The organism is Rhodococcus erythropolis NBRC 15567, from assembly GCF_001552595.1.
Lineage (GTDB): Bacteria > Actinomycetota > Actinomycetes > Mycobacteriales > Mycobacteriaceae > Rhodococcus_F > Rhodococcus_F erythropolis.
In genome coordinates this window covers 15,548-35,887 of record NZ_BCRM01000026.1, presented here as the reverse complement: position 1 = coordinate 35,887, position 20,340 = coordinate 15,548, and the positions used below count along the sequence as shown (strand labels likewise).

General features: G+C 62.1%; 24 protein-coding genes. 12 read left to right on the top strand and 12 right to left on the bottom strand.

Features of this window, described 5'->3' with window-relative positions; all coding sequences use genetic code 11:
- Positions 1–87: 87 nt before the first annotated feature.
- A complete protein-coding gene (locus RE4_RS25365) occupies positions 88–465 on the top strand; it encodes an SHOCT domain-containing protein (RefSeq protein ID WP_020969370.1) in 378 nt (125 codons plus the stop codon).
- Here the strand turns inward: RE4_RS25365 and RE4_RS25360 are convergent.
- Together RE4_RS25360 and RE4_RS25355 are read right to left on the bottom strand one after the other, a co-directional pair.
- Positions 443–1,888, bottom strand: a complete 1,446-nt coding sequence (locus RE4_RS25360; RefSeq protein WP_042951662.1) for a hypothetical protein — start codon at positions 1,886–1,888, stop codon at positions 443–445. The two genes, RE4_RS25365 and RE4_RS25360, sit on opposite strands and share 23 nt — an antisense overlap.
- A 78-nt stretch (positions 1,889–1,966) precedes the next feature.
- Positions 1,967–2,365 (bottom strand): DUF7144 family membrane protein, encoded by a 399-nt coding sequence (locus RE4_RS25355; protein WP_019748023.1) that lies wholly within the window; start codon positions 2,363–2,365, stop codon positions 1,967–1,969.
- A gap of 162 nt (positions 2,366–2,527) precedes the next feature.
- Between RE4_RS25355 and RE4_RS25350 the strand changes: the two genes are divergently transcribed.
- Positions 2,528–3,121 carry a GNAT family N-acetyltransferase gene (locus RE4_RS25350; RefSeq protein ID WP_060939579.1) on the top strand — a complete coding sequence of 198 codons (594 nt, stop codon included), beginning with the start codon at positions 2,528–2,530 and terminating at the stop codon, positions 3,119–3,121.
- Positions 3,122–3,138: 17 nt separating this feature from the next.
- Here the strand turns inward: RE4_RS25350 and RE4_RS25345 are convergent, their stop codons facing one another.
- From RE4_RS25345 to RE4_RS25330, 4 genes are all read right to left on the bottom strand, one after another.
- A complete protein-coding gene (locus RE4_RS25345; protein WP_225989566.1) occupies positions 3,139–4,215 on the bottom strand; it encodes an ABC transporter substrate-binding protein in 1,077 nt (358 codons plus the stop codon).
- A 142-nt stretch (positions 4,216–4,357) separates the two neighbouring features.
- The gene (locus tag RE4_RS25340) at positions 4,358–5,176 is read right to left on the bottom strand and encodes a helix-turn-helix transcriptional regulator (RefSeq protein ID WP_019748026.1); all 819 of its coding nucleotides are present in this window, start codon (positions 5,174–5,176) and stop codon (positions 4,358–4,360) included.
- A 54-nt stretch (positions 5,177–5,230) separates the two neighbouring features.
- The gene (locus tag RE4_RS25335; RefSeq protein WP_019748027.1) at positions 5,231–5,557 is read right to left on the bottom strand and encodes a DMT family transporter; all 327 of its coding nucleotides are present in this window, start codon (positions 5,555–5,557) and stop codon (positions 5,231–5,233) included.
- Positions 5,554–5,904, bottom strand: a complete 351-nt coding sequence (locus RE4_RS25330) for a DMT family transporter (protein WP_019748028.1) — start codon at positions 5,902–5,904, stop codon at positions 5,554–5,556. The genes RE4_RS25335 and RE4_RS25330 overlap by 4 nt, the downstream gene beginning before the upstream one ends.
- A 53-nt stretch (positions 5,905–5,957) precedes the next feature.
- Between RE4_RS25330 and RE4_RS25325 the strand changes: the two genes are divergently transcribed.
- From RE4_RS25325 to RE4_RS25305, 5 genes are all read left to right on the top strand, one after another.
- Positions 5,958–6,677: a transglutaminase domain-containing protein gene (locus tag RE4_RS25325; protein WP_060939578.1), complete on the top strand. Its 720-nt coding sequence runs from the start codon at positions 5,958–5,960 to the stop codon at positions 6,675–6,677.
- A 29-nt stretch (positions 6,678–6,706) separates the two neighbouring features.
- Positions 6,707–7,564 carry a type I methionyl aminopeptidase gene (map, locus tag RE4_RS25320; RefSeq protein ID WP_007734970.1) on the top strand — a complete coding sequence of 286 codons (858 nt, stop codon included), beginning with the start codon at positions 6,707–6,709 and terminating at the stop codon, positions 7,562–7,564.
- 8 nt (positions 7,565–7,572) lie between these two features.
- Complete coding sequence (locus tag RE4_RS25315) at positions 7,573–9,084, top strand: cobyric acid synthase (RefSeq protein ID WP_060939577.1); 1,512 nt, start codon at positions 7,573–7,575, stop codon at positions 9,082–9,084.
- An 84-nt stretch (positions 9,085–9,168) separates the two neighbouring features.
- A complete protein-coding gene (locus RE4_RS25310) occupies positions 9,169–9,738 on the top strand; it encodes an RNA polymerase sigma factor (protein ID WP_020969378.1) in 570 nt (189 codons plus the stop codon).
- A gap of 76 nt (positions 9,739–9,814) precedes the next feature.
- Positions 9,815–10,648 (top strand): GAF and ANTAR domain-containing protein, encoded by an 834-nt coding sequence (locus tag RE4_RS25305; protein ID WP_019748033.1) that lies wholly within the window; start codon positions 9,815–9,817, stop codon positions 10,646–10,648.
- On the opposite strand, the gene RE4_RS25300 is transcribed toward RE4_RS25305, so the two are convergent.
- Both RE4_RS25300 and RE4_RS25295 read right to left on the bottom strand, forming a co-directional pair.
- On the bottom strand, positions 10,645–11,070 hold the full coding sequence (locus RE4_RS25300) for a DUF6069 family protein (protein ID WP_060939576.1): 426 nt from the start codon (positions 11,068–11,070) through the stop codon (positions 10,645–10,647). The genes RE4_RS25305 and RE4_RS25300 overlap by 4 nt on opposite strands.
- Before the next feature lie 88 nt (positions 11,071–11,158).
- The gene (locus tag RE4_RS25295; RefSeq protein ID WP_238077136.1) at positions 11,159–12,028 is read right to left on the bottom strand and encodes a PhzF family phenazine biosynthesis protein; all 870 of its coding nucleotides are present in this window, start codon (positions 12,026–12,028) and stop codon (positions 11,159–11,161) included.
- A 121-nt stretch (positions 12,029–12,149) separates the two neighbouring features.
- Between RE4_RS25295 and RE4_RS25290 the strand changes: the two genes are divergently transcribed.
- The 3 genes from RE4_RS25290 to RE4_RS25280 are packed head-to-tail and all read left to right on the top strand — an operon-like array spanning position 12,150 to position 14,081.
- The gene (locus RE4_RS25290; protein ID WP_060939574.1) at positions 12,150–12,611 is read left to right on the top strand and encodes a PPOX class F420-dependent oxidoreductase; all 462 of its coding nucleotides are present in this window, start codon (positions 12,150–12,152) and stop codon (positions 12,609–12,611) included.
- 46 nt (positions 12,612–12,657) lie between these two features.
- Positions 12,658–13,278, top strand: a complete 621-nt coding sequence (locus tag RE4_RS25285; protein ID WP_060939573.1) for a TetR/AcrR family transcriptional regulator — start codon at positions 12,658–12,660, stop codon at positions 13,276–13,278.
- On the top strand, positions 13,275–14,081 hold the full coding sequence (locus RE4_RS25280; protein ID WP_021333016.1) for an enoyl-CoA hydratase/isomerase family protein: 807 nt from the start codon (positions 13,275–13,277) through the stop codon (positions 14,079–14,081). The genes RE4_RS25285 and RE4_RS25280 overlap by 4 nt, the downstream gene beginning before the upstream one ends.
- Positions 14,082–14,115: 34 nt before the next feature.
- Here the strand turns inward: RE4_RS25280 and RE4_RS25275 are convergent, their stop codons facing one another.
- Both RE4_RS25275 and RE4_RS25270 read right to left on the bottom strand, forming a co-directional pair.
- Positions 14,116–15,147, bottom strand: coding sequence for a phosphotransferase family protein (locus RE4_RS25275; RefSeq protein ID WP_060939572.1), 1,032 nt, complete (start codon positions 15,145–15,147; stop codon positions 14,116–14,118).
- Entirely contained in the window at positions 15,140–16,285 is a 1,146-nt protein-coding gene (locus RE4_RS25270; protein WP_060939571.1) for an Rv3169 family protein, read from the bottom strand. Before RE4_RS25270 ends, RE4_RS25275 begins: the two co-directional genes overlap by 8 nt.
- Positions 16,286–16,387: 102 nt before the next feature.
- On the opposite strand from RE4_RS25270, the gene RE4_RS25265 reads away from it, so the two are divergent.
- Positions 16,388–17,017 carry a TetR/AcrR family transcriptional regulator gene (locus RE4_RS25265; RefSeq protein ID WP_238077135.1) on the top strand — a complete coding sequence of 210 codons (630 nt, stop codon included), beginning with the start codon at positions 16,388–16,390 and terminating at the stop codon, positions 17,015–17,017.
- Positions 17,018–17,249: 232 nt separating this feature from the next.
- Positions 17,250–17,795, top strand: a complete 546-nt coding sequence (locus RE4_RS25260; RefSeq protein ID WP_003942671.1) for an alpha/beta fold hydrolase — start codon at positions 17,250–17,252, stop codon at positions 17,793–17,795.
- A 77-nt stretch (positions 17,796–17,872) separates the two neighbouring features.
- Here the strand turns inward: RE4_RS25260 and mtr are convergent, their stop codons facing one another.
- The gene (gene mtr, locus RE4_RS25255; protein WP_020969385.1) at positions 17,873–19,249 is read right to left on the bottom strand and encodes a mycothione reductase; all 1,377 of its coding nucleotides are present in this window, start codon (positions 19,247–19,249) and stop codon (positions 17,873–17,875) included.
- Positions 19,246–20,295 carry an alpha/beta hydrolase gene (locus tag RE4_RS25250; RefSeq protein WP_060939570.1) on the bottom strand — a complete coding sequence of 350 codons (1,050 nt, stop codon included), beginning with the start codon at positions 20,293–20,295 and terminating at the stop codon, positions 19,246–19,248. The genes mtr and RE4_RS25250 overlap by 4 nt, the downstream gene beginning before the upstream one ends.
- Between the last annotated feature and the right edge of the window lie 45 nt (positions 20,296–20,340).

Here is a 20,340-nt window from a genome sequence, read left to right as displayed (position 1 = left end):
GGGAGTTTTGGCCGACTGCAGATTTCAGGCGCGGAATGTCAGCCTCCCGAACTCCTTATGTGTAAACCGAGTACAGGGAGCGTTGACATGGAAGGTTTCTGGGAATTCTTCTGGTTCATCTTCGTCTGCTTTGCCTTTGTGGCGTATTTGAGCGTGTTGTTCTCGATCATCACCGACTTGTTCCGTGATCACGAGACTTCGGGTTGGGCCAAGGCGTTGTGGATGATTTTCCTCTTCGTCATTCCATTCTTGTCCGCGATGATCTACGTGGTTGTCAAGAATGACGGAATGACTCGGCGGTCGATGGAGGCCGCTCAACAGCACATACACGCGCAGAGTGACTACATTCGAACCGTCGCCGGCAGGTCTCCGACTCAGCAGATTGCCGACGCCAGAGAGCTTCTCGACTCCGGCGCGATCAACGAAGAGGAATTCCAGGCAATCAAGGCAAAGGCGCTGGCGTAGTTTTCGTATCTTCTGCCCCAGGCCTGGCGTCGTCGGTTCCGGCGTCGTCAGGCCGGGCGTCCTGCGCGGCGGCGCGTGCGGGACGAACCAGCACTTCGAGAGCTACGAGTGCAACCAGCGCAATGACGACGATCCAACCCACGACCAAACCGGTGGGGTAGCGCCAGAAGAGCAGCAACAATGCGGCGATGCCGATGATGGCGCAGCGCAGCGGAACACGAAGCTGATTGGCCCACCGCTCCACCTGATTTGGCGTACGGCCGCTTGAAGAATGCCGGACGAAGTCCAATGCCTGCCCGTAGCCTCGTCGAACGGCGATCGCCGACGACGACCCACCGACCAGGTAGGCGCCGAGCCCGACCACCACGCCGAGGACCGCAACCGCTCGCAGGCTCGTGCGCAGTGGTACCAGAACTGTGTCGATGACGGCAGTCGCGGCGTCTGGCGAGAGGATATCGGTGGGCACACTGTCGAGGTAGATTGCGCGTCCGATGAGAATTCCGATCGCGAGAACCAGCATTCCCAACGCAATCGACAAGCCGACCAGGGACAGTGCGCGGAGCCTGCGACCGGTTGGCGCAACGGCGACAGCGGCTGCCGCGCAAGCGATTCCCAACCACGGCAACACCGCTGAGACCTTGTCGAGTGCCGAGACGGCTCGCTGAGCCTTCACCAGCTCGGGGGACTGGAAGAGAACAAATTCCTTGTCCACGGAGGGGATTTTGTCTGCGAAGGCGAAGCCGCGGTCGATCAAAGCTGCTTTGACCCTGTCGATGATCGTACTGAGCGAAATGCTGACGGTTCCGCTCTGATCGACTTCGACGGAATTGGGGCCGTAATCTCCGGTCATGACCGAGACCAGTGCGTTGTGCGCCGATCGGTTCGCTTGAATCCACAAGTCCTCGAACTGTTGTGACCGAACGAGCGAGCCCACCGTGTCGTGAACAAAGCTCTTTGCCTGGCCGGCGATCACCGGTGCCAACCCCACTACGGCTTGATCCAGACGCGGCGCGTTGGCCGCAAGATTCGACACGTCGGTCAGTGCGGTGAGTGCGTCGGTGGTGAGCCCCTCGACGTCGACACGATCGAAGATCTCGTCGGTGATCTGATTCGTGATCTCGGCCTGCACGGCGGGATTCTCGCCCAGTGGCGCGACCGTGCTGACGTAGCGGTCCGTATCGAGTATCTGACTACGGGTGAAGCGGGTGGTCACGGACAAGACTGCAAGGAGGGCGACCAACACCAGCAGTATCGCCACGGCAGTCCACCGGAGTCCGTGTCGAGGTGGCCGGGAGACTTGCTCGACGGTCGTTTCGCGGGCGCTGGGAGTCTGCTCTCGAAGTGTTGCAACCTCTTGCCGCAACCTGGCTAGTTCGGCACGTTCGTCCTCCTGGAGTGGGCCGTCGTTCGTGCCGTTTGCCATCATGTTCCTCTCCGGAGGGAAACTACTGCCGCACAGATGAAAACGCTGAATTCGATGGGTGTATCCGAAGTCGAGACCTCAGATCACGTCGGGATTCCATGTCGCGACAGCCCAGATGACGAATACGTCGAGCGCGATGATGGTGATCGACCACCACGGAGAGTGGGGTAGCCACAGGAAATTCGCGAGGATCGAGAGCGAACAGAAGATTATCGCGCCTACCCGTGCCCACGTCGCGCCGGTGAAGAGCATGATTCCGACAGCGGTGACGAGCACGCCGAGTACGAGGTGAATCCATCCCCAGGAGGTGAGGTCGAATTGGTACGCGTATTCAGGGCCGACAACGGTCACATCGTCCTTGGATATCGCCGAGATGCCTTGGAGAATTTCGAGCACGCCGACGGTGACGAGAAGAACGGCTCCGCCCAGCGCGCTTCCTTTTGCCACACCTTGCTTGACCAGTGATTCCTCGGCCATGACCGCCCCTTGGTATCAAGTGCGAAATTGCCTGGCGTAACTCCGTATTGCGACTATTTACGGTGGTGAAGTATCCCGCCACGGGGCAAATCAAACATTGAGCGCTGGACATCCTCGCGATATTCGCTCGCCCACGAATCCGAGAGGATCTACCGTGACGGCATGGATGTGGAGGACGCAGGCATGACGCCGACGACTGCGCCGGTAACAATTCGGACGGATCGACTGGTGCTTCGTACCTACCGTCCCGGCGATCATCAGGACCTTCTCACCTTCTACGGGCGTAGCGACGTGTGCCGGTATTTGTTCAACGAACCCTGGAGCCCGGACGATGCGCGAGAGGCAGTGCAGACCAGAATGTCTCGCCGCGACCTGACAGCGGGCGCGGTGGCTCTTGTCGTCGAATACGAGGGCCGGGTTGTCGGAAGCGTGAGTGCCTGGCTAGTCGACGAATCAGGGGACGCTGTCGACACCGAGCGCACCGCCGAAGTCGGGTGGGCATTCTCGCCCGACTTCGGCGGCCGAGGATTCGCGACGGAAGCTGTGACCGCTCTGATCGACCTGGTCTTCGCGACACCCCGATTGCGCCGCGTGGTCGCGCAGATGGATGCGAGAAACGAATCCTCGGCGCGACTCGCGCGGCGAATCGGGTTGCGGCGAGAGGCACATTTTCGGCAGAACGCGTGGATCAAGAACGAGTGGACCGACACTGTGGTTTTTGCAACGCTGCGCAGTGAGTGGCCTACAAGTCTCTGATCAGGAGGGCCGAGCTGCTACTTCGCAACCAGTTCGGTCAACTGGGGGACCAGCTCGTCAGTTGCCCATGGAACGCTCAAAACGCTGACGTACATGGTGGCGGCTGTCAGGCGATTGTCGGTGATCCACAAGTCCTTCCCGTTGGCGATAACCGGCCACCGTGCGAACAGGGTGTTGGCCAACGTGCTGTCGACTTCCGACTGATCGCTTGCCCATCCGAGATATACGTCGGTGTTTATCGTGTCGAGCTTTTCCATGCTGATGCCGAACAGGAACGAGTCGCCTGCAAAGTTCTTGGCACCGTTGACCACGTCGGGAGCGACTGTGAGTCCGAGGTTTTCGACGAACTTCACGCGCGGATCGTCCGGGCCGTAGATGGCCGTTTCGGTTTCGCCTTCGCGGATGTAAGACCCGAAGGCGAACGTGACTCCATTGAATTCAGGATGGCTGGTCTTCGACTCTTCCACCGTCTTTTCGACGGACTTGATCAAATCCGCGGTCTGGGCCGGGCGCCCCAAGGCCTTGCCGACATCGGTGGCGAGGTTTTGCCACGAACTCGGCTGGTACGGCTTGGTGTCGTAGGGGAGTGTCGGGGCGATCGAGCTCAGACGCGAATAGTCCTGCTCGGAGAAACCGGAGTACGGGGCCAGAATCAGGTCGGGGGCGGCATTGAGGATCTGCTCGAACAGAAGCTCACCGCTGTCGGAGTAGTACGGCGCCGGTGTGGGCAGCGGCTGGCCCGACTTCTCGAGTTCCGCGCGCGTCCACGGGAGGAAGCCGTCGGCGTCGCCGGCCCACGAGTCCTTCTGCATTGCAATCGGAGTGACGCCGAGGGCGATGACAGTGTCGGCCGCTGCGGAATCGAGGGTGAGGATCCTGGTCGGTTCCTTGTCGATGGTGGTGCCGCCGAATGCGTGCTCGATCGTGACGGGGTATGCGCCGTCCTCGACAGCAGATGCCGACGAACTATTTTCCTGGGCGTCCGATGACGACTGCGTGCAGGCGGTCAGAGGCAGTGCGGCCGCCACCATCAGCGCAACGACAATTCGCCTCTTCCGTTGGGGACGAATTCTCTGACGGGCAGATCTGAACACGCGAAACTCCTCGGGATAGATCGGGGAAGTGCTTGCACGACTCAGCGCGGTACGCACATGAGAGCAGGCTTACCTAAGTGAATCTAGGGCGCGTGCGTGTAGCGAAGGGGCCAGCAGATGTCGACAACAGGTCAGGCTCGAGTCAGTTGACAGCGGCGAGCGCATTGCCAGGGGTGTAGCCGACCGTCTTACGAAAAGCAGCGATGAACGAGCTCGACGTCCCGTACCCGACTCGACGGCTGACGGCGTTCACACTCATCCCGGTCCCGAGCATGCCCAGTGCTGTGCTCATGCGAACCAGAGTGCGCCATTGCGCAAAACTCAGCGCAAGTTCCGCGGCAAAAATCCGGGTGACCGTGCGTCGGCTGAGGTTGAGAACGTGCGCCCACTGGTCGAGTGACCGATCGTCGGCGGGATCCGACAACACTTTGTCGACGAGTTGTCGAAGCCGGGGATCGCGGGGGATCGGTACGTCGAAGTGAGGTGCCGATGCCGGGGTGAGGAGATCGACACAGACCTGCTGTGCCCGAAGGCGTTGTTCTGCAGGCATTCCGGTATGGGCGAGGTGTATCAGCAGTACCCGGGCTGCCTCACTCAAGGTCACGATGCACGGTTCGTTCCAGGCGGGAGTCCACAACTCGGGGGTGAAGAGAGTGGCGCGGAATGCGACGTGCGGATTGGCCTGACCTTCGTGGAGGACCCCGCGAGGGATCCACAGGCCGACGCCGGGCGTGACGGTCCAGAGTTGATTGTCGATGATCATGTTGACGACGCCGCGGTCGGACCAGATGAGTTCGTGCTCGGCATGAGCGTGCTGTGGCCACTGGGTGATGTGGTCGGTCTCGACGATGTACGTCGTCAGTTGGAACGGCGCCGGGACGGCGCGCGCCATCGGAGTGTGGCGGTCGGAATCCGACAGGTGGAGGCCACCGTCGATTTCACGAAGGGCAGGGATCGGCACCGCGGACTACCTCCAAAGCAAAGTTAGGTAAACCTTACACCCTGTTTGCTGGGTTCAGTGGCCCGCACCGAGTTCGATGAGAAGCACGCCTGCCGCGATAAGGCCGATCCCCACGATCATGAGCTTGGTCAGCGGTTCGCGAAAGAGAATGCGGGATGCGATTGCTGTCAGCGCCACCCCGCAAGCAGTCCAGATGCCGTACGCAACGCCGATTGTCAGGCCCGCGTCGAGTGCGAGCGTGAGGAAAGCGAAAGCGGCGAGGTACCCCACGGTGACAACCGCGAGCCATCGTTTGTCGCTGCCGTCCTGCGACGCCATCCGTAGTGACAACGTCGCGGTGACCTCGGAAATAATTGCAGCGATCAGAAATACGAAAGTCATGCCGGGTCCGCCGGCCCGCTGTCGGCAGCAACCTGGGAACCGAGTTCAACGCAGAGGACTCCGCCGATGACCAGGGCAATGCCGACGCCCATGGTGGCTGTCAGGGGGTCGCCGAAAAGGAAAGTCGCGAACACCGCGGTCAGGACAACTCCGGTTGCGCCCCAGATTCCGTATGCAACACCGAGTCCCATGCCCTCCCGCAGGACGAACGACAACGCGGTGAATGCTGCGAGATATCCGCCGACGACCACGACGTACCAGGCGGGGTGATCGAGGGCCGCGCGCAGAGACAGAGTCGCGGACACCTCGGTCAGGATCGCGGTGATCAACAGGAGCCATTTCTTCACGGTTCGGATTCTGTCAGGCTCCACCGATTCCGGTCGCGCACTACGGTTGAGACATGACGTGCGTGCTGCTCGGCGGAATCCGCCAAGGTGACATCCGCCACGATGTGTCCGTTGGCGATATAACCGCGACGCCGATTCTCGACTGGGGCCACGATGACGTGGCTCGCCTCTGCGAGGACATTGCAGAAGGTTCGATCCAGTCGGCGCAGGAGTTCCTGGTGTCGGCGCATCGCAGCGTCGCTGCAAATATTCGGCCGGTGTACGGCCTCGACGACCGGCAACCCGTCTCGGTGACATTGAGCCGAGGACGCGGATCCTGCAGTCAGAGACTGGCTGTCGTCGAAGCGTTGGCTCGCCGCCGAGGTATCGCCACGCGAGTTCGCGGTCTCGTACTTCGTGGGGAGTTCTGGTACCCGAGATTTCGGCGTCTACATGCGGTGATTCCGAAGTCTGTGCTGCTGGCGTGGCCGGAATTTCTGGTCGACGGACGCTGGCAGGACATCTCCGAGATCGTTTCACCTGCGGTGGTCTCAGCGCTCGAACCGTTCACGAACACTGGCGAGGAGACACTGTTCGACGCGATCGGACGCGCTCCGATCAGTTGGGGCAAATCAATTTCGTGCGATTGCTTGGACTTCTCCGAATTCGTCGACCGTGATCTGGGCACCTTCGAATCTCGCGACAAGCTCTTCGAGGAATTCGGACAGACGATGTCGACCCCCATCAGAATTCTCGTCGATCCGGTTTTCCGGAACTGGAGTGCATCCGGCTGACGCGCGACGCGAGGTCTAGGCTGTTCTGCATGTCTGTGCGTACCCCATTGGTCCCTGGAACCGTCTCTCCCGTCCTCGCTGTGCCCTCGAAGATCGAGCGGCCCGAGTACGCGTGGAAGCCGACCGCCAAAGAGGGCAACGAGCCCTGGGTTCAGACGCCGGAGACGATCGAGGCGATGCGCATCGCCAGCAAGATCGCTGCCGGCGCGCTGCAGGAAGCCGGCAAGGCTGTCGCTCCCGGTGTCACGACCGACGAGCTCGACCGCATCGCACACGAGTTCATGCTCGACCACGGCGCATACCCGTCGACGTTGGGCTACAAGAGCTTTCCCAAGTCGTGCTGCACGTCTCTCAACGAGGTGATCTGCCACGGAATCCCCGACTCGACCGTGATCCAGGACGGAGACATCGTCAATATCGACGTCACCGCGTACATCAACGGGGTGCACGGGGACACCAATGCGACGTTCCTCGCCGGTGACGTGTCCGAAGAGAACCGCTTGCTCGTCGAGCGCACACACGAGGCAACGATGCGGGCCATCAAAGCCGTCAAGCCCGGCCGCGCGCTCAACGTGATCGGACGCGTCATCGAGTCCTACGCCCATCGGTTCGGGTACGGCGTCGTCCGGGACTTCACCGGACACGGAATCGGCGAGACCTTCCACAACGGCCTCGTGATCCTGCACTACGACGAGCCCGCGGTCGAGACGATCATCGAACCGGGTATGGTCTTCACGATCGAACCGATGATCAACCTCGGTGGTATCGACTACGAGATCTGGGAGGACGGCTGGACCGTCGTCACCAAGGACCGTAAGTGGACGGCGCAGTTCGAGCACACCTTGGTGGTCACCGAGACCGGTGCAGAGATTCTCACCCTGCCTTGAGTTCGGCGATGCGCGGCGCTCTGCTGGTAGCCGGCACTACTTCCGACGCAGGCAAGAGCGTTCTGGTGGCCGGATTGTGTCGCATGTTGGCGCGTCGAGGCGTCCGAGTGGCGCCGTTCAAGGCGCAGAACATGTCGAACAACTCCGTGGTCACGCTGGACGGCGGAGAGATCGGCCGTGCGCAGGCACTTCAGGCGCGGGCATGCGGTCTGGAGCCGAGTGTTCGATTCAATCCCGTGCTGCTCAAGCCGGGGAGTGATCGCACTTCGCAACTGGTCGTTCGGGGCAAGGCGATGACCACGGTGGGTGCTCGCGATTACATGCAGCATCGGCAGTGGCTTCGCGCCGTCGTGGCCGAAGATCTCGAATCGCTTCGATCCGAGTTCGACGTCGTGATCTGTGAAGGCGCCGGTTCACCGGCCGAAATCAACTTGCGCGCAACGGATCTTGCCAACATGGGATTGGCTGAGGCTGCGCAGATTCCGGTCGTCGTCGTCGGTGACATCGATCGCGGCGGCGTCCTGGCCCATCTGTTCGGGACCGTTGCTGTGCTCTCGCCGAGCGACCAGGCATTGATCGCGGGATTTGTGATCAACAAATTCCGCGGTGACGTTGCACTGTTGGAACCCGGACTGGATCAACTGCGCAGCCTCACCGGTCGACCCACTCTCGGAGTGATCCCGTTTGCCGACGATCTTTGGCTCGACGCCGAGGATTCGCTTGGCGTCACCGGCAACGCCCCGGTAGGGCGCCCTGGCCCACCCGTCGGTTCGGCCTGGCTCACCGTTGCTGCGGTTCGGCTCCCCCGCATCTCCAACTCGACGGATGTCGAGGCGCTGGCATGTGAACCGGGCGTGGCAGTTTCGTGGGTGACCGATCCGTCGCGGATCCGCGACGCAGACCTCGTGGTGATCCCCGGTAGTAAGTCCACCGTGAGTGACCTCGAGTGGTTGCGGAGTACCGGCCTGGCTGACGAGATCATCGCCCGAGCGGGCCGCGGGCAGGCGGTGCTGGGAGTCTGCGGCGGATACCAGATGCTGGGTAATTCGATCGTCGACGAGGTCGAATCAGGATCAGGGACCACCGCAGGACTCGGTCTGCTGGACCTCGACATCGAATTCGCTTCGGACAAAGTGCTGGCGCAGGTAACCGGTTCCGCCGACGGTATCTCGGTGTCGGGGTACGAGATTCATCACGGACGCGTCGTGCACAACGGGGACCGTCCATTGCTGGCGGACTCGGGCGGTGTGCCGGAAGGCAGTGTGCGAGGGTCTGTTCGAGGGACACACTGGCATGGTCTCCTGGAAAGTGACGACTTTCGGCGCAGCCTTCTGCGTGAGATCGCGGTTCCCGGTTTTGTTGCTGCACCCGACACCTCGGTTGCCGCGGTGCGAGAACAACAACTCGACCTTCTCGCTGATCTCGTCGAGCAGCACCTCGATCAGGATCTACTCGAGAAACTGATCAACGGTGGGGCGCCGATCGGGCTTCCCGTCATTGCCTCCGCACTCGAAGCCTGAGAGCGCTCCCGCGGGCGTCGACGTGGACGCGGTAGAATAGCCAGGCCTCACTCCCGCGACGGCTCCCTAGTAGGAGTGTGCGCGGTGACAGATCAATTCGACGGCTTGCTTACCGACTTCAGTGACGAGGTGCTGGTCGACTCGGCAATGCTCGGCGATCATGCGGCCTTCGACGTCATCGTTCGCCGATACGGCCCGCACTTGTATCGATTTGCCCGTCGACTCGTCACCAGTGAGAGTGACGTCGACGACATCGTCCAGGAAACCTGCGTTGCCGCCTGGCGCCAACTTCCGGGGTTTCAGCGGCGCTCGAGCATCAAGACCTGGTTGTTCGCGATCTGCTCTCGCAAGATCGCGGATGTCCATCGAAAAGTCGGCTCCTGCGCCGCCGATGTGGACGGACTTCGGGACGAAGTCGATACTCGATTGCGCGATCCGAGCGAGGAAGTCTGCGGCACAGCATTTCTCGACGCTCTTGAAGCCGAACTCGATCGTCTACCGCTGCGTCAGCGCGCCGCCTGGGTCTTGCGGGAAGTGGAGGGCATGACGTATCCACAGATCGCAGTTGTCCTGGAACTGAGTCCGGACGCGGTTCGTGGCCAACACACTCGGGCGAGGCGGAATCTGGGTCTCGCGCTCGACCGATGGCGATGACGACTCGGCGGTTTGCCGGGTTCTGTCACCGAACTCACTCTCCTGACGGCCCGGGTAGCTGGAAGAATGCTTCGTCGTGGATACCGCTTTCGACCCCAGAGGCTTCGACCCGAGAACCGAGGATTCGGTGCCGTCGGTAATGCCGGACGATGCGACGGCAACGGGTGCTGACGTCGCCGTCGAGGCTGCGGAAACTCGGCTGACCGCAAGCGCGGTCCGGGAGTTGCTGGCAGCGCTCGGAGGAAGTATCGGCGACGAGGACGAACTCGTGGTTTTGCTCCAGCGCGCCGTCGAAATCGCGAACGACGCCATCGAGGGCGCCGACAGCATCGGCGTCACCATCGATCTGGCCGGGCAGACCTACACCGCCGTTCATACCGATTCGCGGACTCTGCGTGTCGACATCGAGCAATACGACGCCGGCGACGGACCATGTCTGCACGCCGCTCGAACCGGTGAAACCGTTGTCGTCGATGCCGAGACCAGCGCGGAACGCTGGCCGCGGTTCGCGGCGGCGGCGAAGGACGAAGGGATCAAGTCCTTTCTCGCGGCGCCGCTTTTCACGCCGGATCAGCGACTGGGTTCGTTCAACCTGTACGGACGCGCCTCAGCGGCATTCGACCGCGTCGACGCGGATGTCATGGAGATTCTCACGACAACGGTCTCACGCGCGATCGGCGACTTCTCTCGTTTCAAGTCCGCCAAGGCGGTGGCTGATGCCTTGCAACGTGCGCTCGAGACCCGGGCGCCGATCGAACAGGCCAAAGGCATGCTGATGGCCATCCATCGGATCGACGCCGACACCGCATTTCACATGCTGCGCAAGCAGTCTCAGACGACGAATACCCGGTTGCGCGACGTGGCAGCCGAGATCGTCGAGACGTATTCGGCGCCGCCTACCGCTGTCTAGTTCGAGGGGGACCGACGTACAGCCTCGAGCGCGACGACGACGCCCGCGGCGACAACCACGTGCATCAGCGCGAGCATGACCGTGCTGGCGGCGTCGAAGTCCGCGGCAATGGTCAAAGCGATGGTGCCGAGCGCCACGACTGCACCCACGATCTGGGCGATGCGGATGATCGGCTCCCACTTCAGTGAGATCAACATTGCGACCGACAAACCGACCAGCAGTGGCACCACCGTCAATGTGATGACCCCACCAGGCGCGACGCTCGCCGGCTTTCCCTGATCTGTCATCTCGAATGATCCGCCCAATGCGAGGCCGATCAACCACAGGATCAGATTGACGACGAGAGCAATTACCGTGGCGCCGAGTACGGCACGTGGCTTGGTGACGTGGAGGTTGTGTGCGGTTGACGCGATTGCAGACATGGTGTTCTCCCGGCTCGATGCGATGGTCTTGTGACGTCGCTCTGGTGAATAGACCCGCCGGCTGGGAGAAACTCATCGCTGAGGTTGACTATTGCCCGTCGATGACGGGCACTGCGGTGCCGGTGACCGAGATACCGCCGTCGACTGGGATGTCGACCTCGAGCACACTGGGACGCCCGACGTGTCGGCCCTGGTGGATGGTGATCCGCCGCGGAGTGGCCGCGGGTTCGAGTTTGCGCAGGTAACCGCCGGTCGACGCCACTGCGGACCCGGTTGCGGGATCCTCGACGATGTTTCCCACCGGAAACAGATTTCGGGCTTCGAAGGTGTTGTCGTCGAGGGGGTGCAGGATTGTCACCGTGCCGGCCCACCCCTGCGCGTCCATCAGAATTCGCATTGCGGATGGATCGAAGGTGAACTCGTCGAATGTCGACTGATCACGAAGTACGACGATCGGGTGAGTGTTGCCGGCGTACGAGAGCATTGCGGGATACCGCGCGTCGAGCGCAGACGAATCGACGCCGATGAGCCCGAGCAGCGCTGTCAGCACGGCGTGATCGATCGGCGAGACCGACGGTTCGACGCTGGTGAAGGTCGCGGTCGACCTTCCGTCCTCGTCGGTCGCCGTGTCGATGGATACCGGTCCGATCGGTGTTTCGAATGTGAAGGTTCCGTCGCCGTCTCGCTCGGTGAGAGCGATGGCCGTCGCAATAGTGGCATGACCGCAGAACGGTACTTCGGCGATAGGGGAGAAGTACCGGATCCGGCTGTGGCGCGGGTTGCCTCCGAGTTCCGGTTCGATGAGGAACGCCGTCTCGGCATACCCGACTTCGGCTGCAACGGATTGTAATTCGGGGTCGTCGAGCCCGCGGGCGTCGAGCAGCACGCCGGCGGGATTACCGCCGGCCGGATCCGAACTGAACGCAGTCAGTCGGAGGATGTCGTGAGAAGTTGCCATGTCGACCATCTTTGTCCGCTGTCGTCCATCGGGGGAAGAGTCATCGCGCGATTGCGGTCCGCGATCTTCGAACTGGACTGCCTCCGGAACAAACCGGCCGCACGGCGTCGTTGGTGCAGATATGAGTAATGACACAGACACCGCCGAAGCGTTGTTCGCACTCGTGGCCCAGGGAAAACAAGGCGTGCTGGCAACCGTCAAGCGTGACGGCCGCCCGCAGTTGTCCAACATCATTTACTGCTGGGACGTCGAGTCGAAGACGGCTTCCGTGTCCATCACAGCCGATCGCGCCAAGAGTAAAAATGCGATCCGCGATCCGCGGGTTTCCCTCCACGTCAGCGCGCCCGACTTCTGGAGCTACGCCGTGATCGAAGGACTTGCCGTGGTGACACCCGTCGCGGCCGATCCTCACGACGAAGTGTCTGACGCACTGGTCGAGCTGTACCGGGACATCAGCGGTCAGGAGCATCCCGATTGGGAGGAGTACCGCGAAGCGATGGTTGCGGAGCGTCGACAGATCCTCACGGTGCGCGCTGATCACGTCTACGGAATGACGAGGCTCCCCAAGCCGTCCGGCACCTGAACTGCGTTCGTTCAGGTAGGGAGATAACGTTACGAGTTAATATGTAATGGTGAAAACCGAGTCTCCCGCCCGTATCGGACGACCACGCGACCCAGGCAAGGACGAGGCAGTGCTGGTTGCAGCTCGCACACTGCTGGCCGAAGTCGGGTATCAGCAGACGACCATTTCGGCCATTGCCAGGACTGCCGGTGTCAATACGCCGGCCATCTACCGTCGCTGGTCGTCACGGGAAGCCCTGATCGAAGAAGCAGTGCATGGACCGGGCGGACATCCGTTGCCTCGGTCGACCGGTGATTTGCGGGTGGATCTGACGACGTGGGTGCACATCTTCCTGGTTCGCGCTGCCCGACCCGCGGCGCGGGCCGGAGTTCCTGGCCTGCTTGCCGATTCGCGGACGGTGGAGGCGCGACAACGTCTGTTGGCTATCGGTGCACCGGTTCGTGCAGCGTTTCAGGATCTGCTGGACGACGCGGTGAGGCGTGGTGAGATCCCGGCAGGTGCGGATGCGATGTTCTTGTTCGACCTGCTGGCCGGGACGACGACAATGCAGGGGTTGACCCGTGGGCTCGAGGGTCAGGACGGCTTTGTAGATGCCCTCGCACGATCTCTGTACGTCCTGGCTGCGCATCCGGCCGATGCCGTCGGGACGGAAGCGGTGGGGCGATGATCTCGGTTTCGGTGGACGGCGGCGTTGCCGTCGTGACCCTCGACAGGCCTGACAAACGGAATGCCTTCAACAAGCACATGGGTCGAGACTTGGGGCAGGCGTACCGAAAGCTCGACGAAGACGATTCCGTTCGCGTGATCGTGCTGACCGGTGCGCCACCAGCATTCTGCGCGGGTGCAGATCTTGGCGACGGCGCCGGCACCTTCGATTCACCTGACGGCGAGCAGTTTTCGTCATCACCGGTGGATCCGCCGGCGTTCGAGTTGCGAAAGCCGGTCATCGCAGCGGTGAACGGACATGCGATCGGAATCGGCCTCACCATCGCGATGCAGGCCGATATCAGAATCTTTGCAGCTGACGCCAAGTATGCAATTCCGCAGGTTCGCCTCGGTGTGTTGCCGGATGCGATGGCGCATTGGACGGTTCCGCGCATCGCCGGAATGGCTGTGGCCGCCGACATCCTTTTGACTGGAAGGACGTTCGACGGAGCCGAGGCAATCGCGCTCGGGTTGGGTAGCCGTTGCCTGCCCGCTGACGAAGTGCTTTCGGCGGCGTTGGTGATCGCCCGAGACATTGCGACGAACACTGCACCGATGTCGGTGGCGCTCTCGAAGCGACTGCTCTGGCAGAGCCAGAGCAGCAGCTGTCGACCAGAGACGGTGGCGGCCATCGAAACGGACCTGCATCTACGCGTCATGGGGAAGCCGGACGCGGTGGAAGGTGTTCGTGCATTAATGGAACGGCGCACGCCTGTGTGGGTTTCGCGCTTGTCCGCCGAGTGGCAGGAAATCCCGTCGGAATGATTCGGGAGCCTTGCGGAAAATCACACGCGGACGACTACGCGTCTCGCAGCAACTGTTCGAGACGATGTTTGCAGAACGCGGTGATATCCGTATGTTCGCCGAGATGGAGATGCGTGGACAGGCGCAGGAGCGGAACAGCGAGCAGAACCGCAGCGAGTACCTCGTTGAACAAAAGGTTCTCGACCCTCCAGCCGGTCAGTTCCTCGTAGCGGGCAATGGTCTCTTCTCGGCTGGGAGTGCCTGGCAAAGGTGTGTGTCCCTCGAATTCGCTACACGCCCAATCGAGAAACAACAGCCAGGCGAGGTCGGCCTCGTGATCGCCGAGGTAGGCCATCTCCCAGTCGAGAACCCCGGCGATCGACTGGTCCGGACCGTAGAGGATGTTCGACATCCGGGCATCGCCCCAGCACAGTGTCACATGTTCGGGTTGGTAGATGTTCTCCCTCAGCCAGGCCAGTGCTTTGTCGAATATCGGCGGTAGGTCCGGCGATGCCCAACGAACGGCCCAGTCGAGGTAGTTCACCGCCTGTTCGACCGGATGGGTGCCGAACTGGGGGTAGGAGAGGAATCCGAGTTCGAGCTTGTCCGGGTCCAAGCGATGAATCTGCGCAATCGTCTCGACGCATCCCCACCACATCTTCGCTCGGCCTGCCTCATCGGCTTCGAAGTATGTTCCGGCACTGTGATACGACGGAAAGTCGCTGGGCGCCTCGGCATTACCGATGCGGTCCATGACGTAGTAGGGGCTGCCGAGTGGGTTGTCACCGCTGTCGATCCACCGAACGTGGGGGACTGCGAGGTCGGACTTCGCGAGCCTTTGTGTCACGAGGAACTGGCGGCGGAGATCGTAGTCGGGGAACAGCGAAACCTCCGGTGGACGCCGGAAAACAAAACCACTCGACTCGCCAGTGGCGCCATCGAGGTCGAACAGGTATGTCTCCGTCGAGAATCCGCGTTCGGTGCGCTTGAAGTTGACGATCTTGGCGCCTCGAGTACCCGGAATGTGCTCCCGGACAATTGGTTCAAGGGCGGGTGCGATGTCTTCTGCGGCTGTTCGGTCAGTCATTGTTCGTACCTGTCCGTGTGTTGCTCCAATCGGTGTACCCGTAGCGGGGATTCACGCCCATGAAGACCATTTCCACGAGCCCGTATCCGACTTTGTCTCCCATGCGGACCTCGCACAGCGTCTCGCTGAGCATGCTCACCTGCCGGATTTCGTCGAGGTTCGTGATGTCGACGGTGAAGCTGTCGCTGAAGTCCTTGCCGCGGTACATGCCGGAGGCGTACCCCCGGTACTCGTCGTAACCGGCCAGTCCGGGCCAGAAATCGCACACTGGATTCACCTCGATCACGTCGGTGGTCCGGTCCGCTCGGTGCACGGTGAAAGTGCCGGATTCGACCACCCGCATGTCGTCACGGAATTTCAGGTCGTGTTCCACGTCGATGATCGGTAGCGCGTCCTTGCCGGAACCGATCGGGAAGAGGACCTCGCCCTCGAACTGCCAGCGCGCGCCGGTACTGGTTTCGCGCTGCGCGAAATGCACTACCTCGTCGTCGAATTGGAATATCCCCATGTAATAGAGGACTCCGTCCGGAACCTCGGACGGCTGCAGGTTCGCGCCCTCGGACAGACTGCCGCCGCCACCGCCGTGTCGTACGCCCCACGAGTGATCGCGGCCGAACCACCAGTTGTCGGGATCGATGTCGATGCGGGTGCCGTCGATTTCGATCCAACCCGTGATGGTGCCGTTCTGGTAGAAGCGTCGGGCGTCTTCGCGAACGCGGCCGCGCGTGCGATGGAACGCTGCCGTCTGCTCGTACACCGGGAAGTCGCCGTGGAAGTCGAGTTGCAGGCTCAATCCGTGTTCGTTTGCGTCGACCGTGGAACGTACCTGGCGGAGTGGTTCGACGATTTCATAGGTGTACGGCCCCACTCTCCACGCTGCCAGTCCTCCGGTCTGAGGGTTCAACTCGGTGGACAGGCGCACCACGCGGGCTTCCTCACCCTTGCGCGTCACCATCGCGTAGGCGTCGAGGACGTTGCGGTTCGGGTATTTGGCCAGTCCCGTCATGATGCTGATCTCGCCCGTTTTGTCGAAGCCGTACATCACGATGCGTTCGGTCCAGCGCAGGTCACTTTGGGAGACGTGGTCGAGTGTCGTCGGGAGTTGATGAATGAGTAGTTCGTCGTGCGGTGTGATCACAGTCGGTCCTTGTGTCGACGGAGTGGGGTGTTCACAATCTATTACGGAGCGCTACGCAACGTAATGGTTTTCGGCGAAACCGGTCGGGTACTGTCCGCAGTTGTGGACGAACGCAGAGATCGACGCATCGGCACCGTCGGAGTCGGGCGCCCTCGAGATCCGCAAGTGGACGACGCCATCCTCACCGCCGCCCGCGAGTTGCTGGCGGAGCAGGGTTACCAGAAGACCACGATCACAGCCATCGCGCGAAGGGCCGAATTGGGCACTGCCGCAATTTATCGGCGCTGGGCGACCAAGGAATCCATCATCGAGGATGCGGTCTTCGGAATGCAGGATGCGGCGCTACCGGTGACCACGTCGAATTTGCGTGACGACATGCAGGCCTGGACGAGATGGTTCCTCGCGAGAGTTGCCGAACCGGCAACGCGCGCAGCGATTCCCGGCCTGCTGTCGGCCTACCATCAAGAAGACGGCGCCTACGAACAACTGGTTCGGAGATCGGAAGACCCGGCCCGGCTCGCACTCGCCGAGCGCGTGCGTGTCGAATTTCCCGAGCGGTCCGACGCGGAAATCGTGTCGACCGCCGATGTGGCCTTCGACATTCTCGTTGCAACCACCATCGTGCGGGGCCTTACGAGTGGCCTCGCCGACGGTGACGGGTTCTGCGCGCGCACTGCGGACGCACTGGTTCTGCTGGTTACGTCGACGGGAACCGAGATCAGCCGGCAATGAGGGGCTGACCGAGGCGCTTCCTCCGGTCAGGCGCTCGGTGCTTCGCCCACCCCCAACCCGAGCGAACGGTACGTCCGTCGCCTCAGATGCGCCGAACGCCACTTTCGCTCAGGGGAGAGGCGGTGGAGAGCGAACAAATCGGACTCGCCGGCGGTGGTGAGAATGTATGAGTGGTCATACTTCTGTCGACTCCAGGGTCCTCCACAGTGTGGATCGCGTACCGTTTCCAGACATGGAATTGACTCGAGTAGCGGTGGGCAGTGGTTCGTGCACCGTTCGGATCGACGGGCCGGTCAGCAAGCATGCGGTACTCCTGCTCCCCGGCAAGGGCGACCCCGTCGACTTGTACGACGATGTGTGTGAGCGACTGCATCATTCGGATCTGCGGACCGTCGCGGTGGAATCGATCGAGAATCTCGACGAGACCTCGGCAGTGGTACTTCTGGACGAGTTGAACATCGCCTGGGTGAACCTGGTCGGTCACCGGGAGGGCGCCGATCTCGCGTGGCTGTTGGCTGCACGTCAGTTCGGCCGCTTCGCGAGTTTGATCGCCGTGGACCGTGGACATCCGTCGGCCAGCGATATTGCCGGCGTACCGCCGGTCGAGGTTCCGACCACCGTCGTCGTGGGCAGTGGAGGTCGGGCCATCGCCGACGCCAGCGGTCGTTTCGTGTACTCCGACTTCCGCGTGACGGAACTTCCGGGTGTCGACGACGTCGTCAAGTCGGCACCGGCCGAACTCGCAACCGAGATCGTGCTGCGTACCAGCCCCTGGTGAAACTCTGACCTACGAAAAGGCGGGCACTCCCACTGCGCGGAGTGCCCGCCTTTTCGGCGTCATTAGGGCTGCGGGGCTCAGATGTCGAGGCCGAGCAGCGCGTTCTCGACCACTTCGGCCAGGGCCGGGTGGATCCAGTACTGGCCGCGTGCCATGTCCTGAGCTGACAAACCGAAGCTCATCGCCTGAATGAGCGGCTGGATGACGGTCGGAGCCTGCGTACCCATGACGTGGGCGCCGAGGATGCGTCCGGTGCCGCGTTCGGCGATCACCTTGCAGATGCCCTCTTGATCCTCCATCGCCCAGCCGTACGCGACGTCGCCGTATGCCTGCACCTTGACGGTGATGTCGAGTCCGGCGTCGCGAGCCTGCTTCTCCGTCATTCCGACGTCGGCGATCTGCGGGTCGGTGAACACGGCTGCCGGCACGAAGCGGTGATCGGTGCTGCGAAGCCCGGACGTGTCCTTCCAAGCGTCCTGAAGCAGGTTGTGCTGAACAACGCGCGCTTCATGGTTGGCGACGTGCTTGAGCTGGTACGGCGACGAGACGTCACCGAGTGCGAAGACGCCCTCGGCGGTGGTGCGTTGGTATTCGTCGACCACGATCGAGCCCTTGTCGTCGAGTTCGACGCCGGCCTTGTCGAGACCGAGTAGATCGCCGTTGGGCTGGCGGCCCACTGCTACGAGCAGGACGTCACCGGAAACGACTGTGCCGTTTGCCAGTTCGACGGCAATGTTGTCGCCGTCGCCGCGTACCGACGTGAGGGGTGAGCCTAGATGGACGTCCCACTTCTGTTCGGCCAACTCGGTGAAGCGCTCGGAGATCTCGTCGTCGAGGTGCCGCAGCAGTCTCTGGCTGCGACCGATGATCGACACGCGAGAACCCAACGCGGAGAACACGTGTGCGAACTCGGTGGCAATGAATCCTGAGCCGACGATCACCAGGTGCTCGGGAAGTTCGGGCAGTCGCATGATGTCTTCGTTGGTGTAGTACTTCACACCGCTCGACGCGATCTCTTCCGGGATGATCGGACGCGAACCGGCAGCGATGACCACCTGGTCGGCGGTGATCGTCTCGCCGGTTCCGGTGTCGATCGTCTTGTCGCCGGTGAACGTGGCGTGGCCGCGGTAGACGGTGGTGTTGGGACTGTCTTCGCTGCGGTACCGCTCACCACCTGCGGAAATGGGATCGATGCGGCCGAAGACGCGCTTGACGATGTCGGACCAACGGACGCCGTCGAGCGTGGCGTCGACGCCGTACTTCTCGGCAGTGGTGATGGTGCGTGCCACCTCGGCGGCGTAGACGAACATCTTGGTCGGGATACACCCGACATTGAGACACGTTCCGCCGAAGGTGCCCTCTTCGAGGATTGCGATCTTCTTGCCGTCGAACCGCTCGTCGGGCAGCGAGTTTCCGGATCCGCTGCCGATGATTGCAAGGTCGTAGTGCGTCACTGCGCGATCTCCTGTGTGTTGCTTGCTGTGCTTGCCGAACTTTCTGCGGTTGGGGCGAGGTGGCCGTCGAGCCACTCCAGCCACAGGTCGAGTTCGGAAAAGGCTGTGGCCAAGGGCTTCTCGGTCGAAAGAAACACGTCGTGACGGGCGCCGTCGATCGGGACGATGGTGGTGCGATCGCCGAGGCAACCCGCCCAGCGTGCGATCTGCTTGACGTCGAGAACGGAATCGGCGAGGTCGACGCTCGGGTTGTACGCCTTGGCGAACTGCGACTTCTTCGAGCGCAGAATCAGCGCGGGCACTCCGATGTCGAGGCCGCGGTGAAGTTTCGCGTGACCCGCTCGGACGGCCCGCATCCAGCCGAAGGTGACGGGGCAGCCGGCCAACGGCTTCCAGTCGAGGTTGTAGTCCCACACTCCGTTTGCCGAAACATGAAGGCTGGAACCGTAAGTCGGTAGTCCGGTTCCCGGGATCACCGTCTTCGCCGATACCCGTCCGAGGGCGTCGATCGCGGTGGTTCCCACGTTACGAACCACCGAGGGGCCCTGAAGATCGAACCAGGGACTGTTGAGCACCAGCCCGCAGATTCCGGCGCCATCGCTGCCACCGGGCTTGCGCTGCAAACGGTTCAGCCACAGCGGAACGATCAGACCGCCGGTCGAGTGCGCCATGAGCAGCACCTCGCTCCCGTCGGTCTCGCTGCGGACGATGCGCAGCGCCTCGTTCAGTTCGGCGTCGTAGAGCGCAAGGTCGGAGACGTAGTGCGCCGTGTGTCCCGGCTTGAGGGATCGCCCGCACTTGCGTAGGTCGAGTGCGAAGAATGCGTAGCCCTGCTCGGCAAAATGCTCGGCCAGGTGCTTCTGGAAGAAGTAGTCGGTGAATCCGTGCACGTACAAGACGGCACGACGTGTCTTCACCGCCTCCTTCCGCGGTTGGTAGCGGACCAGTGTTGCGTCCACCTCGCCTTCGCCGTCCGGATCCGTTCCGAGCGGGATCGTCAGCTGCTGATATCCGTCACCGAGGACGTCTGGAACCCAAGTAGTCACAAATCACAATCTAATCGTCGTTTCGGGTGCGCGTTGTAGAGCACA

Excerpts from the sequence above, each read along its gene's own strand:
- RE4_RS25365 (WP_020969370.1), top strand. The coding sequence starts at position 88 with ATGGAAGGTTTCTGGGAATTCTTCTGGTTCATCTTCGTCTGCTTTGCC.
- RE4_RS25360 (WP_042951662.1), bottom strand. The coding sequence starts at position 1,888 with ATGGCAAACGGCACGAACGACGGCCCACTCCAGGAGGACGAACGTGCC.
- RE4_RS25355 (WP_019748023.1), bottom strand. The coding sequence starts at position 2,365 with ATGGCCGAGGAATCACTGGTCAAGCAAGGTGTGGCAAAAGGAAGCGCG.
- RE4_RS25350 (WP_060939579.1), top strand. The coding sequence starts at position 2,528 with ATGGATGTGGAGGACGCAGGCATGACGCCGACGACTGCGCCGGTAACA.
- RE4_RS25335 (WP_019748027.1), bottom strand. The coding sequence starts at position 5,557 with ATGACTTTCGTATTTCTGATCGCTGCAATTATTTCCGAGGTCACCGCG.
- RE4_RS25325 (WP_060939578.1), top strand. The coding sequence starts at position 5,958 with ATGACGTGCGTGCTGCTCGGCGGAATCCGCCAAGGTGACATCCGCCAC.
- map (WP_007734970.1), top strand. The coding sequence starts at position 6,707 with ATGTCTGTGCGTACCCCATTGGTCCCTGGAACCGTCTCTCCCGTCCTC.
- RE4_RS25315 (WP_060939577.1), top strand. The coding sequence starts at position 7,573 with ATGCGCGGCGCTCTGCTGGTAGCCGGCACTACTTCCGACGCAGGCAAG.
- RE4_RS25300 (WP_060939576.1), bottom strand. The coding sequence starts at position 11,070 with ATGTCTGCAATCGCGTCAACCGCACACAACCTCCACGTCACCAAGCCA.
- RE4_RS25295 (WP_238077136.1), bottom strand. The coding sequence starts at position 12,028 with ATGGCAACTTCTCACGACATCCTCCGACTGACTGCGTTCAGTTCGGAT.
- RE4_RS25290 (WP_060939574.1), top strand. The coding sequence starts at position 12,150 with ATGAGTAATGACACAGACACCGCCGAAGCGTTGTTCGCACTCGTGGCC.
- RE4_RS25285 (WP_060939573.1), top strand. The coding sequence starts at position 12,658 with ATGGTGAAAACCGAGTCTCCCGCCCGTATCGGACGACCACGCGACCCA.
- RE4_RS25280 (WP_021333016.1), top strand. The coding sequence starts at position 13,275 with ATGATCTCGGTTTCGGTGGACGGCGGCGTTGCCGTCGTGACCCTCGAC.
- RE4_RS25275 (WP_060939572.1), bottom strand. The coding sequence starts at position 15,147 with ATGACTGACCGAACAGCCGCAGAAGACATCGCACCCGCCCTTGAACCA.
- RE4_RS25260 (WP_003942671.1), top strand. The coding sequence starts at position 17,250 with ATGGAATTGACTCGAGTAGCGGTGGGCAGTGGTTCGTGCACCGTTCGG.